The organism is Proteiniborus sp. DW1, assembly GCF_900095305.1.
Lineage (GTDB): Bacteria > Bacillota > Clostridia > Tissierellales > Proteiniboraceae > Proteiniborus.
Genome location: NZ_FMDO01000058.1, coordinates 16,333 through 28,935, shown reverse-complemented (window position 1 = coordinate 28,935; position 12,603 = coordinate 16,333). Strand labels below are relative to the sequence as shown.

General features: G+C 30.8%; 13 protein-coding genes, 2 riboswitches and 1 other annotated feature. All 13 genes read left to right on the top strand.

What is annotated here, in order from left to right; all coding sequences use genetic code 11:
- Positions 1-2 precede the first annotated feature (2 nt).
- Entirely contained in the window at positions 3-233 is a 231-nt protein-coding gene (locus DW1_RS14370; protein ID WP_074351600.1) for a type II toxin-antitoxin system MqsA family antitoxin, read from the top strand.
- Between the two features lie 347 nt (positions 234-580).
- Complete coding sequence (locus DW1_RS14365; RefSeq protein WP_074351599.1) at positions 581-982, top strand: hypothetical protein; 402 nt, start codon at positions 581-583, stop codon at positions 980-982.
- Positions 983-1,088: 106 nt separating this feature from the next.
- Positions 1,089-1,643, top strand: a complete 555-nt coding sequence (locus tag DW1_RS14360; protein WP_074351597.1) for a Uma2 family endonuclease — start codon at positions 1,089-1,091, stop codon at positions 1,641-1,643.
- A 315-nt stretch (positions 1,644-1,958) separates the two neighbouring features.
- Positions 1,959-2,840: a MerR family transcriptional regulator gene (locus tag DW1_RS14355; RefSeq protein WP_074351596.1), complete on the top strand. Its 882-nt coding sequence runs from the start codon at positions 1,959-1,961 to the stop codon at positions 2,838-2,840.
- 311 nt (positions 2,841-3,151) lie between these two features.
- Positions 3,152-3,601, top strand: a complete 450-nt coding sequence (locus DW1_RS14350; RefSeq protein WP_074351594.1) for a DUF4431 domain-containing protein — start codon at positions 3,152-3,154, stop codon at positions 3,599-3,601.
- Between the two features lie 331 nt (positions 3,602-3,932).
- Positions 3,933-4,175, top strand: a complete 243-nt coding sequence (locus tag DW1_RS14345) for a hypothetical protein (protein WP_053962824.1) — start codon at positions 3,933-3,935, stop codon at positions 4,173-4,175.
- Positions 4,166-4,483 (top strand): type II toxin-antitoxin system VapC family toxin, encoded by a 318-nt coding sequence (locus DW1_RS14340; RefSeq protein WP_074351592.1) that lies wholly within the window; start codon positions 4,166-4,168, stop codon positions 4,481-4,483. The genes DW1_RS14345 and DW1_RS14340 overlap by 10 nt, the downstream gene beginning before the upstream one ends.
- A gap of 120 nt (positions 4,484-4,603) precedes the next feature.
- Positions 4,604-5,365 (top strand): REP-associated tyrosine transposase, encoded by a 762-nt coding sequence (locus tag DW1_RS14335; RefSeq protein WP_074351590.1) that lies wholly within the window; start codon positions 4,604-4,606, stop codon positions 5,363-5,365.
- A gap of 55 nt (positions 5,366-5,420) precedes the next feature.
- Positions 5,421-6,305, top strand: coding sequence for an alpha/beta fold hydrolase (locus tag DW1_RS14330; protein ID WP_074351588.1), 885 nt, complete (start codon positions 5,421-5,423; stop codon positions 6,303-6,305).
- A gap of 413 nt (positions 6,306-6,718) precedes the next feature.
- Positions 6,719-6,961: a binding site (T-box leader), on the top strand.
- Positions 6,962-7,008: 47 nt separating this feature from the next.
- Complete coding sequence (trpB, locus tag DW1_RS14325) at positions 7,009-8,166, top strand: tryptophan synthase subunit beta (RefSeq protein ID WP_074351586.1); 1,158 nt, start codon at positions 7,009-7,011, stop codon at positions 8,164-8,166.
- Positions 8,167-8,991: 825 nt separating this feature from the next.
- Positions 8,992-9,255 (top strand): GNAT family N-acetyltransferase, encoded by a 264-nt coding sequence (locus DW1_RS14320; protein ID WP_143474441.1) that lies wholly within the window; start codon positions 8,992-8,994, stop codon positions 9,253-9,255.
- Between the two features lie 300 nt (positions 9,256-9,555).
- A riboswitch (molybdenum cofactor riboswitch) is annotated at positions 9,556-9,676 on the top strand.
- Positions 9,677-9,776: 100 nt separating this feature from the next.
- Positions 9,777-11,402 (top strand): L-glutamate gamma-semialdehyde dehydrogenase, encoded by a 1,626-nt coding sequence (gene pruA, locus DW1_RS14315; RefSeq protein WP_074351582.1) that lies wholly within the window; start codon positions 9,777-9,779, stop codon positions 11,400-11,402.
- A gap of 306 nt (positions 11,403-11,708) precedes the next feature.
- Positions 11,709-11,806, top strand: a riboswitch (guanidine-I (ykkC/yxkD leader).
- Between the two features lie 59 nt (positions 11,807-11,865).
- On the top strand, positions 11,866-12,555 hold the full coding sequence (locus DW1_RS14310; protein WP_074351580.1) for a radical SAM protein: 690 nt from the start codon (positions 11,866-11,868) through the stop codon (positions 12,553-12,555).
- Positions 12,556-12,603: the final 48 nt, after the last annotated feature.

The following is a 12,603-nucleotide window of genomic DNA, read 5'->3' as shown; positions in this document are numbered from 1 at the left end:
ATATGAATTGTGCTTTATGTAAAGGAAAATTAAAAAAAGGAGTAGTAAATCATATTATAGATTTAGGGGATGGCATAATTATTATAAAAAATGTTCCTGCCAATACTTGTAATCAATGTGGAGAATATTATGTAGACACTGAAACAGCCATAAAACTAGAAAACATTGTAGAAGAATTAAGAAAAAATAAAGCAGAAGTTCTTATCATTAATTATAATGAAATGGTAGCCTAGGAGTAATTTAATAAAAAGATGGTATTTATAAATGATATAGAAGAAATATGTAGAAAATATTTCAAGTAAAAGCTTTGGTGAATTATAAAAATGAAATCATTAGAAGATAGTTAACAAGGTGTTTGGCATAGATTATGTTAAACACCTTATTTATTTATAGTAGAGTTTATACATCTATCACTAGATACATTCTATTTATTTTGCGAGTCAAACTGATACGGTGAACCCTATCATAAGTAGGACAAGCTATGCGTTGTAGGATAATGTTTAAGGGGTTACTATTAATTAGGATTAAATGATATAATGTATATAGGTAGATTAATGCGTCATGTTAAATGGAGGTAATGATGAAAAAAAGACGATTGTATTATAAATTGTTTTTTATATTCCTAATTTCAACTTTTGTTATGTCTACTATATATCGAAGTTATATATATGGTAACAACATTAATGATTATGGTTTAGCAGACATATTTCCCAATATAGGGGCAGTCATTACAGCATCTTTTTTGTTTATGGCTAAAGCACAATATGAAGAATATAAAGATGAATTAATAGTAATATTAGGGTCAGTTTTAGGATTTATAGCATATGAATTTATTCAGATTAAACTACCTATAGGTACATTTGATTGGAAAGATATTATAGGGACAATTATAGGTGGAATTATAACCTTTCTAATTCATAAGTTCTTAATGATAAAGTTTGATTTAAAAGATAAAATCAGTAAAACAAATCACGACACATAGTTAATATTATATGTAATATATAATATGATATAATATATCTGGGTATTATATGTTAAAGAGAATCTTTATAATTTGTCTTAAAAAAGAGGGATTGGGGGTCGAAAATATGATTCCAAAAGAAAAAGAGATTTCTTATGAAGAATTTATGGAAATAGATATAAATAGTGATAATAATTTAGAATTCATTGATGGGAAAGTATATCTATTAGCTGCTCCTTCAGTTGCACATCGAATGGTAGTAACAAATTTGTCAGCGGAATTTAGAAATTATTTTAAAAATAAAGACTGTATACATTTTGTTGCTCCCTTTGATGTAGTTTTAAAAGACGAAGAAAAAATTCACAAAGTGCAACCAGATTTAACAGTAATATGTGACAAGAAAGGATTAGGAGAACAAAATTATACTGGTGTACCTACTCTTGTTGTTGAAGTATTATCTCCATCTACAGCATCAAATGATTTCATAAAAAAAATGGGAATATATATGAAGGTTGGAGTAAAAGAATATTGGATAATATCTCCTAAAAATAATACAGTTCATATATTTACATTAAAAGAAGATAGGTTTTACTCTGAGCCAACTATATATTCTAAAGAAGATGTAGTAAAATCAATTATATTTGAGGATTTAGAGATTAAATTAAATGATATATTTGGATAGAAAAGCTAAATAAATTTCAAAGTTATTAATAGCGTTGTAAATAAAGCAGTAGGTTCTTATGATGAAACCTACTGTTTTATTTTATCAGCTTAAACCAACTACTAAACATATTCTATTTATTTTATGAGTCGAGTCGATACGGTGGACTCTATCATAAGTAGTGGACAAGCTATGCGTTATTGGAAATATTTATAAAAATTAGTATAAAACATATTAAATATGCTTTAAAACAAGATGAAATTGAGTATAATATTAATTCGATACTTGACTAGCACCTTAGGGGATACATTAATATTAAATTAGGAGGTGTTAGATATGTTAATTAAAGATATATGCCAGGAGACAGGGCTTACAAAAAAGGCAGTAGAATATTATCAACAAAAAGGATTGATTTCTCCTGAAATTAGAGAAAATGGATACAGATATTTTAGTCAGGGAGATGTTGAAAAGTTAAAAAAGATAGCTTTACTTCGTAAATTTGATTTAAGTATTGAAGAAATCAGTAAAGTTTTATGCAGCCAATCACCTAATACTGTTTTACGTGAGATAAAGTATCAGAAGGAAATAGAACATAATAACGAGAAGAAAAAATTAGAATTATTGGAAGGGTTAATTCAAGGTGAAGATAGAGAAACGATTGAAAGTGGTCTTAATAGATTATTTGAACAATCTACAATTAAACAAAGATTATTAAATATATTTCCAGGATATTACGGAAGATTTATTAGTATTCACTTTGGCCAATTTCTAAATATTGAATTAGAAAGAGAAGAACAAAAAGAGGCATATCAAATCATAGTTACATTTTTAGATGAAGTGGAATCATTTGTGATTCCTACTGATTTACAAAATATCATTGATACTGTGACATCTACTATTGATGATACAGATGTATATAAGCTATCTAGTGGATGGACAAATGCTGTAAATGATTTTGATACTTATTATAATGAGAATCAAGAAATATTAGAACAATATATTGAATATAAGAAGACTAAAGAATATAGAGAATCTGATGCAGCACGTTTGATGGAGTTGTTTAGGAAATTTGGGGAAACTAGTGGATATTATGATGTCTTTATACCTGCTATGAGAAAATTAAGTCCAATATATAATGATTACTATGAAAAATTGCTAGAAACAAATGAAAGGCTTATAGCGAAACATCCTGAAATACAAGACTGGTATCAAAGATAAAAACATTGTTTTTTACAAATGTCAAGAAGCTGAAGAATCAGATATATCAGTTTTATAAAACCAGTAGGTTTATTATGATGAAAACCTACTGGTTTTTTGGTATATTTTTTACTTGAATTCATTTTTCTTCGATACATCAACCAACAAATAAGTTTTGCTAGTAGAACTGATATGGTGAACCATACCATAAGTAGGACAAGCTATTTAGGATAAATATTGATGGATAAGGGGTTATCATAGCTATAGCTAAATGATATAATACGTATAAGTATATAAATATGTAACTAATTTAAGATAGGGAGGATTATATTTTGAAGAAAACTGTTATGTATTTGGTCTTATTGATACTGGTACTTTCATTAATTGCCTGTAAAAAAGACACAAATGATGTAGAGGTGTTGAAGGATTCAGGTGAATACTATTTTGAGCCTAATGTATCAATAATTGAAGGCAAATTAATTACAAGAATGTACTATGGTCCACCAAATTATGGAGAGAACCCTGATACTGATGCTCAACAATATCCGTTTATATTGCAATTGGATAACCCAATTGATGTTATTGCAACGGAGAATGATACTCAAAATTCAGATGTACTTGGAGTTACTGAAATACAAGTAGTCCCTATGGGTGAAGAAGAAACTGAACTATTGGATAGTTATATAGATAGTCGAGTTAGAATACAAGGAACTTTATTTAAAGCGATATTTGGTGGACATCATACAGATGTATTAATACAAGTAGAAGAGATTCTGGATTAATAACCATAGTAAATATTATTGTTGGTTTCTAACAATAAGACTGACCGTTATGACACATAATTTATATTATGTTCATTAATAGATTTAGGTGTAATAAAATATAATTTGGGAGGACTTACCAGGGGAATGGAGCTGGTATTTCAAGCCCTTTACTTCTGTTGGTCTTTTAGTACTAATAACAATTGTTTCTTTCATAATACAAATTGCATCTATAATTATAGTAAAGGCAAGAAAAACTAGTACAAATTCAGACAATGTGTAAAAAATAATGATATAATATATGTAAGTTAATATATCCTAAGATATCTATAAAAGGAAGGAAGTGTTAATAATGAGTCTTATTTCTAAGCTGAATGAGGACCGAAGTCTAAAGATACCAGAAGAAATATTAAAAAAAGCAGGATTGAGACCAGGTGCTGAAATTATATGGCTATATGACGAAGAAACTAGGCAAATCTTATTAATGGAAAAGCCAGATAGTTTTGCAAAAGTTATGAGAGGATTAGGAAAGGAATTATGGAACAATATTGACACTAATGAATATATAAAAGAGGAAAGAGAATCATGGGAATAAACAATAGAGAAACTATATTACTCGACACTAATTGTTTTATATATTATTTTGAAGATAATCATAATTATGCAGATAAATTAGAGAAAATTTTTATAGAGATACAAGATGGTAGAAATGAAGCTTTTATGTCAATAGTATCTTTTATGGAGATATTAGTAAAACCTAAAAAAGATAATAATGTCTTTTTAGAAAATAGGTACAAATTAATATTGTCCAATTACCCAAATCTCTCAATTATTGATGTGGATTATAAAATTGCAGATATAGCATCAAGGCTTAGAGCTAATTATAATATTAAAACTCCATAGGACAAGGGGACGTAGGACAAGGGGACGTAGGACAAGGGGACGTTTCGTCTGTCTTAGGACAAGGGGACGTTTCGTCTGTCTTACAATATTCATTATGTTATATTAAAGTAGGGTGATATTATGGCAAGACAAGCAAGAGTAAGAAGTAAAACTGGAATTTATCATGTTATGCTAAGAGGTATTGACAAAAGAGACATTTTTTTAGATGATGAGGATAAAGAAAAGTTTATTAAAGTCCTTATAAAAGCTAAAGAATCTGGTAAATTTAAAATATATGGTTATTGTCTTATGAATAATCATCTCCATGTATTAATTAAAGAAGATGAAGAGCTAGGAACGAGTATCAAGCGTATGACAGTAGGATATGTTAGTTGGCATAACAATAAATATCAAAGGACAGGTCATTTATTTCAAAACAGGTATAAGAGCGAACCTGTTGAGACAGAAGACTATCTAATAACGGTACTAAGATACATTCATCAAAATCCAGTTAAAGCTGGAATAACAAACAAACCAGAAGATTACAAGTGGAGTAGCTATGGACAATATTTGCTTGCGTATCAAGGACATAGTACTTTTATAGATACAGAGTTAATCAGAACTTACTTTAAGACAGTAGAGGGTTTTACCAGTCATATGAATATTATAAATAACGACGAGTGTCTGGAGTATAGAGAAGTAAAAAAATATAATGATGATACCTACAGAAAAATAATTAGTCAAAAGTATAACATAGATGATATAACTAAATTTTCGAATGAAGAAAGAAATGAGATAATCAAAAGAATTTATAATGAGACAGATATAAGTATACGACAATTAAGTAGAATATTAGATATAGGGAAGACAGCAATTGAGAGGATTATAAAACAAGACAAATGAAATGTCCTCTTGCCACCAAGAAGCTAAATTGATTAATGTTAGGAGGGGTAGAATATTGGAGCAGTTGAGAGTTAAAGCTAATGGGACGGAGTTAGAAGTAAATCAGTATCCTAGAAATGGAGAAACCATTGTGTTTTTACACTTTTCAGGAGGAAACCTGGCACAATGGAATGGAGTTATACCCTATTTTGTTGATAAATATCACATAGTTACGTTGGACCTTAGAGGACATGGCAAATCAGAGAAAACAGTAAATGGATACACATTAGACAATATGGCAATAGATATTATAGAGATTATGAATCAATTAGGAATAGAGAAGGCGCATATAGTAGGAAGTTCTTTAGGTGGGGAAATTGCAGTAAATCTTGCAGCGCGTTTCCCAGAAAGAGTAAAATCTATTGTAGCAGAAGGTGCGATTCAGAATTATTTTGGTGAAAATGGTGTATTTAATATAAGAAAAGAAGAAATACCAAATAAAAAAATAGAACTGCGAGCTAAAAGAGCAAAGAAAAACAATCCTGTTTTTGATTCAATAGTTGAAAAAATTGAGATGGCAAAAAAGAACTACGAGCAAAGTGGCATTTCGTGGAACAAGCAAATTGAAGAATTCGAAATATATAATACTTGGGAAACAGGAGGTGGGAAATATACATCGGCCTGTCCAAAATGGGTAATAGATAAATATCTAGAAGATTTTTGGGATATCAAATTCGAAAAATACTTTGAAAAAATCACCTGTCCTGTTTTAATGTTACCAAGTGAAGATGAATGGAAGTCGAACGAGATAAAAGCAGCCATAGAAAGCTTACAAAAGCTTTTGAAGTCAAGTAAGGTTGTGGTTATTCCAGGGGGAAGTCATGCATATGTTGCATTCCAGTATCCGTTAGAACTTAGTAAGGTGATCCAAGCGTTTCATAAAGAGGTAGAGCAAAATTGATATAAAAGACAAGAGACAAGGGGACGATTCAGCTGTCATACAACATTTTTTGTGATATATTAAAGTAGAGTGGTATCTTTAGGTGTTAGAGGCTCTCTGCGAAAAGACTCTAGTATCATTGAGGATATTTCTTTTATAGAGCTTTTTAGGCTTCTTATTAGCTCATATCCACATTCAAAAAATTGTCTTAATATATCCCCGATAAAAGTTGTTATAGAAATATGTATTAGAGTTCACAATGACTGGTACGAGACAGCAAATTCCTCTAGACAGAGAAAGTTTAGTTGGCGAAAGAAATAAGTACTTAGGAGCAAGGATTGCATAAGAGAAAAAGCTTTCAGAATTATCAAGAAATTCAATCTTGCCTATTGCAAATTTATATTATATCTGATAAAATTTTAAAAAATATAAAATTAAATTCGAGGACAAAGAAGAGTAGTTAATTCTTATCTTTCACAGAGAGCTAAAGAATGGTGAGACTTTAGCAAAGAGGGTTTTAATGAATGGACTTTGTAGAAGCTGGTGGAAATCTTTTGAAAGTACCCCATGCCGGAAGCCTACCGTTAACTGAGGACAGGATATGTTAGTATCCCATTAAGAGAGATGCATTTTTGCATAAATTAGGTGGCACCGCGAATTTAACCTTCGTCCTATTGAGGATGAAGGTTTTTTTGTATTTAAAAATATATTAGGAGGAATAAAAATGAAAAGAGAAAATGGATTATTTGGGCAGTATGGAGGAGCTTTTGTCTCAGAGGAATTAAAGTTAGTATTAGATGAGCTAGAAGAAGAGTTTTACAATGCAATGGAGGATGAAGTATTCTTAAAAGAGCTAGACTATTATTTAAGAGAATATGTAGGTAGAGAGAGCCCACTATACTTTGCAGAGAGACTAACAGAAGAGATGAGAGGAGCTAAGATTTATCTAAAAAGAGAAGACTTAAACCATACTGGAGCTCACAAGATTAACAATGCAATGGGACAGGGCCTGCTTGCTAAAAGGATGAGAAAAACAAGAATAATAGGAGAGACAGGTGCAGGACAGCATGGTGTTGCTACAGCTACAGTATGTGCCTTACTTGGATTAGATTGCACCATTTATATGGGTGAAGAAGACACTAAAAGACAAGAATTAAATGTTTTTAGAATGGAAATGCTAGGAGCAAAAGTGGTAGCTGTAAAGGAAGGAAATAGGACACTAAAAGAAGCAGTAGATAGGGCATTAGAGGACTATGTAAAAAATAAAGATTATACCTTTTATCTTCTTGGTTCAGCAGTAGGACCTCATCCATTTCCAATGATAGTAAGGACATTCCAATCAGTAATAGGAAAAGAAGCAAGAAAGCAAATAATAGAAAAAGAAGGCAGATTACCTGACTATGTAGTAGCTTGTGTTGGAGGAGGAAGTAATGCCATAGGGTTATTTTCACCATTTTACAATGATAAAGAAGTAAAAATGGTAGGAGTAGAGCCAGCTGGAAGAGGAATTGATACAAAGGAACATGCAGCTAGTATAAGTAGAGGTAATGTGGGTGTAATACATGGTTTTAAAAGCTACTTACTAAAGCATAATACGCATTCTATCGCAGCAGGACTAGATTATCCAGGAGTAGGACCAGAGCATAGCTACTACAGTGATATAAAAAGAGCTGAATACAAATCCGTAACTGATGAAGAAGCCTTAAATGCATTCTTTAAATTATCGAAAACTGAGGGGATAATACCAGCCTTAGAAAGCTCCCATGCCATAGCCTATGGAATGAAGTTAGCTAAAAATCTAAGTAAAGATAAGGTTATAATAATTAATTTATCTGGTAGAGGAGATAAGGATGTAGCACAAATAAAAGATATGATGAGATGAAGATAGAAGCCTTTCTTTTTAGTTGTATAGACTAAAGAGAGAGGCTTTTTAGAAAAAATTTATTTCTTTTAGTTTTCTCTTTTCGCTTTTTAGTTATTCGTCTAAATTACCCCCTAAGATGCAATAATATAATATTTTAATCATTCATTACTACATCTTTAAGATATTCATTTGAAAAGATTCGCTAATCGAAGCTATAAGGGGATTGTATTATTGCTCTTTATAAAAGTATTGGCCAAGGAGTTTGAACTAATAAAAAGTAAAGGATAAATCAGTGGTAATATTAGCTAAATTATTATATAATTTAGCTAATATTATAAAAATAGAAACAATAATTTCTATTTTTGGATGTAGATTTATGAGAAAGCTAATATTTTTATGTATATTTATTTTATTATATTATATATATGGTTTGTAACAACCTAAAGAGGTCCTCCTATTAAAGTTACTCTTTAAGACTTAAATAATGAGGGAGGATATTTTGATGAAGAAAGTTTTAACAAATAATAAACTATTTGATTACTTAAATAATGAGGTAAGTGAAAAATTTGAAGGATGATGTTTTTATATTTAGAATCGATTAGAAGAATGCAAGAGTTTCCACTGAGTTGGAATGATAGAAGCGATGATATAACTAAATTTTTGAATGAAGAAAAATGAGATGATCAAAAAAGTTATAATGAGACAGATATAAGTATACGATAACTAAGTAGAATATTAGAGATGAGGAAGATAATAATCGAGAAGAGCGCAAAGCAAGACGGATGAAACGTCCCCTTGTCCCAAAGCAAGACGGATGAAACGTCCCCTTGTCCCAAAATTTCAATGAATGGAAAGCCTTCAATGGGAACTGTCATCGAAGATAAAAATAGTATACCGCCAAATTCAAGTTTGAAGAATAAGAGATACAGTTTAATATCTATAAATAGTCAAGATATTGGAATTATTGATTATATAATGAGTTATCCAGATGAAGATGCAGTATATATAGGATTATTATTAATTCATGGAGACTTTCATAGACAAGGATATGGAAAAGCATTCATAGAAGAATTTATAGTTAACATGCAAAAAAAAAGGATACTCTAGAATAAGACTAGGTGTGTTAAAGCAAAACGAAAGTGGATTTAAATTTTGGACCAAAATCGGATTCAAAGTAGTAAAAGAAGTAGTTAGTTCAATTCATCCTGAAAAAAACTGGGAGATTAAAGTGATGGAAAAAACAATATAAAGGAAATATCTAGGGCTGTAGACTGAACAAAAACTATGCCTGTCCTTTAAGCTATAAAAAGTTGAATTTGTCCCTAAAACGGCATATAATATTTATGGAATTATTTATTTTCTGAAAATTTAGAATTGCCACAACTATAGTGTGTCTAGACAAGTTTATATTGAAAGTTTCTTCGAGTCTCTTGTTCCAAGAGGTTCTACCTATGAACAAAAGACTGTTAGGGTAAAGTTGGAAGCAGCTTTGCCTCCCAGTTTGGAAAGAAGGGAACGTAGTTGAAACAAACTAAACAATATATTGATTTAGTTTGTTTGCTATGATCAAGGATACCTTCTTTTAAAACTTTGATGATATTCAAAACATTATTAAAAGGAGGATTTTTATGTCTAACAGCTGTTTTAAGGTAAAAAAGCCAGAAAATGAACCTGTTCTAACCTATGACAAAGAAAGTTCTGAAAGAATGAACCTCAAGTTAAAAATCTCTGAACTTAAACAGAAGCATTATGAAATTCCTTTAATAATAGGAGGAAAGGAAGTACATACGGGTCAAACTCAAGAATGCATCATTCCCCACAACAAAAATCATGTTCTTGCAACTTATCATATGGCGGGAGAAAAGGAAGTAAAATTAGCAATTGAAGCAGCTTTGGAAGCTAAAAGAGAATGGTCTAAAATGCCATGGCAGCATAGGGCATCAATTTTTTTAAAAGCCGCTGAGTTGCTAGCAGGACCTTGGAGAACTACTTTAAATGCAGCAACTATGCTAGGACAAAGTAAAACAGCTCATCAGGCTGAAATTGACTCTGCTTGTGAATTGATAGATTTTCTTAGATTTAATGTGTATTATATGTCAGAAATCTACAGTGAGCAAATAATCTCCACAAATGAGAGCTGGAATAGAATGGAGTACAGACCTCTTGAGGGATTTGTTTTTGCAGTAACCCCTTTTAATTTCACTGCTATAGGTGGAAACTTATCTATATCTCCTGCTTTAATGGGAAATACAGTTGTATGGAAACCATCAGGTTCAGCTGTGTATTCTAACTATTTCTTTATGAAACTACTACAGGAGGCAGGTTTACCTGATGGAGTGATAAACTTTATTCCTGGCTCAGGAAGCTTAATTGGAGATATAGTATTTAATAGTGAATGGCTTGGAGGAGTTCATTTTACAGGTTCTACAGAAGTATTTAATGGAATGTGGAAAACAGTAGGTGCAAATATAGATAAATATAGATCTTATCCTAGGCTTGTTGGGGAGACAGGTGGAAAGGACTTTGTATTTGCTCACAAAGATGCAGATGTTGATAAGCTAGTTACTGCTTTAATAAGAGGTGCTTTTGAATATCAAGGGCAAAAGTGTTCAGCTGCTTCTCGAGCATATATACCTGAAAGCCTGTGGAACGAGGTAAAGGAAAAATTGATTAGCGAGGTTGAGACTATTAAAGTAGGAGATGTAGAAGACTTTACTAATTTTATGGGTGCTGTTATAGATAAAAAATCCTTTGATAAAATTAAAGGATATATTGAGTATGCTAATAATTCTAATGAAGCTGAAATAATCGTGGGAGGAAATTGTGATGATACTATAGGGTATTTTATAGAACCGACAATTATAGCTACTAAAAATCCATTCTTTAAAACAATGACGGAAGAAATCTTTGGACCTGTACTTACGATATATGTGTATGAGGATAATAAATTTGAAGAAACCCTTAATATCTGTAATGAATCTACCGTTTATGGACTAACTGGGTCAATATTTTCTCAGAATAGAAAAGCTATAGTTGAAATGGAGAATATACTTGAATATGCGGCAGGCAATTTATATATAAATGATAAGCCTACAGGAGCAGTTGTAGGTCAGCAACCATTTGGTGGAGGAAGAGCTTCAGGAACAAATGATAAGGCTGGAAGTAAACTAAATCTGCTTAGATGGGTAAGTCCTAGAGTGATAAAGGAAACTTTTAATGCACCTGGTAGTTATAGATATTCGTTTATGGAATAATTGTTGCTATGAATCGTAAAGCAAGGGGACGGGGTTATTGCTTTTTCATTATGATCAGTCCGGAGTCTATTAGAAGCAGTCAGATATGTTAAACTTGTGTGAATAACTAGAATATAATATGCAAATAATATAATCTTAAAATAGGCCAAAAGTTATGAAGAAAAAAATAAATGATTTAATTAGGAAAATAAGGCTTTTATTGCGGAGATATCCTACTTGTATAAAAAGGTTTATATAGTGATTTGATTATGATATTATGTTAAAATTATTCATAACTTTAAAATTATAAGCATCAATTTAATATATGTTTAAGTTTTCTAGGGTTCCGCAGTTTATAGCTGGCAGGTCCGAGAGAAAGCGCACAGTTCTTACTGTGTTCACGGAGGGATAAAAGCCTGGGAGATATTTAATAATATTTCTTTAGGCTTTTTTATTTTAAATTTGTAATTTAGGAGGATAAAAAATGAGTGACTTTAGTTATAAAGAGATTTACGTTGAAGATGGTAAGAGAGTATTGGAAGTAGATGTACTTCCTGAAAAGTATTGTAATTTTGATTGTATATTTTGCCCTATAGGACGAACACATAATAAAGTAGATACACAACAATCATTTAAGGAAATAGATAGTTCATTAAAAGAACTAGAAAATATGATAGAAAATTATAAAGTAGAATTAGTTTATATTAATTCAAAGGGAGAGGCTCTTTTAAATAACAGAGTTAGCCATATAATTGACCTTATAAAAGCTAAGGGAGTGTCTGTAAGACTGCTTTCTAATGGCTATTTACTAGGTAAAGAAGAATATATAAAAGTTGCTAATAAATGTGATGAGGTTATAGGAGAGATAAAGGTAATAACTGAAGAAGATTTTCAAAAAGTCCAGAGACCAATTGAAGGATATAATTTAGAAGAGTATATTTCAAACATGGCTTTATTTAATAAACAATACAAAGGAAAGTTTATATTTGAAGTTACTATTATTAAGGGATATAATGATGATGAAGAATCTATTGAGAAGATAAAGGACATTATTAAGAAAATATCCCCTAACGAGATAATTATTGCGAGAATGGAAGATGAAAGGTTCAAGAAAAAGCTTGGTATTGATGATGAAAGATTTAAGCAAATTTCAAATGCATTATTAAACATTTAGTAAGCTAATACACATATAGATACTAGATATAGTAAGCATATGTCGCAT

Coding starts and splice junctions, on each gene's coding strand:
- DW1_RS14360 (WP_074351597.1), top strand. CDS start 1,089: ATGATTCCAAAAGAAAAAGAGATTTCTTATGAAGAATTTATGGAAATA.
- DW1_RS14340 (WP_074351592.1), top strand. CDS start 4,166: ATGGGAATAAACAATAGAGAAACTATATTACTCGACACTAATTGTTTT.
- DW1_RS14310 (WP_074351580.1), top strand. CDS start 11,866: ATGAGTGACTTTAGTTATAAAGAGATTTACGTTGAAGATGGTAAGAGA.
- DW1_RS14370 (WP_074351600.1), top strand. CDS start 3: ATGAATTGTGCTTTATGTAAAGGAAAATTAAAAAAAGGAGTAGTAAAT.
- DW1_RS14335 (WP_074351590.1), top strand. CDS start 4,604: ATGGCAAGACAAGCAAGAGTAAGAAGTAAAACTGGAATTTATCATGTT.
- DW1_RS14355 (WP_074351596.1), top strand. CDS start 1,959: ATGTTAATTAAAGATATATGCCAGGAGACAGGGCTTACAAAAAAGGCA.
- DW1_RS14320 (WP_143474441.1), top strand. CDS start 8,992: ATGAATGGAAAGCCTTCAATGGGAACTGTCATCGAAGATAAAAATAGT.
- trpB (WP_074351586.1), top strand. CDS start 7,009: ATGAAAAGAGAAAATGGATTATTTGGGCAGTATGGAGGAGCTTTTGTC.
- DW1_RS14365 (WP_074351599.1), top strand. CDS start 581: ATGAAAAAAAGACGATTGTATTATAAATTGTTTTTTATATTCCTAATT.
- pruA (WP_074351582.1), top strand. CDS start 9,777: ATGTCTAACAGCTGTTTTAAGGTAAAAAAGCCAGAAAATGAACCTGTT.
- DW1_RS14345 (WP_053962824.1), top strand. CDS start 3,933: ATGAGTCTTATTTCTAAGCTGAATGAGGACCGAAGTCTAAAGATACCA.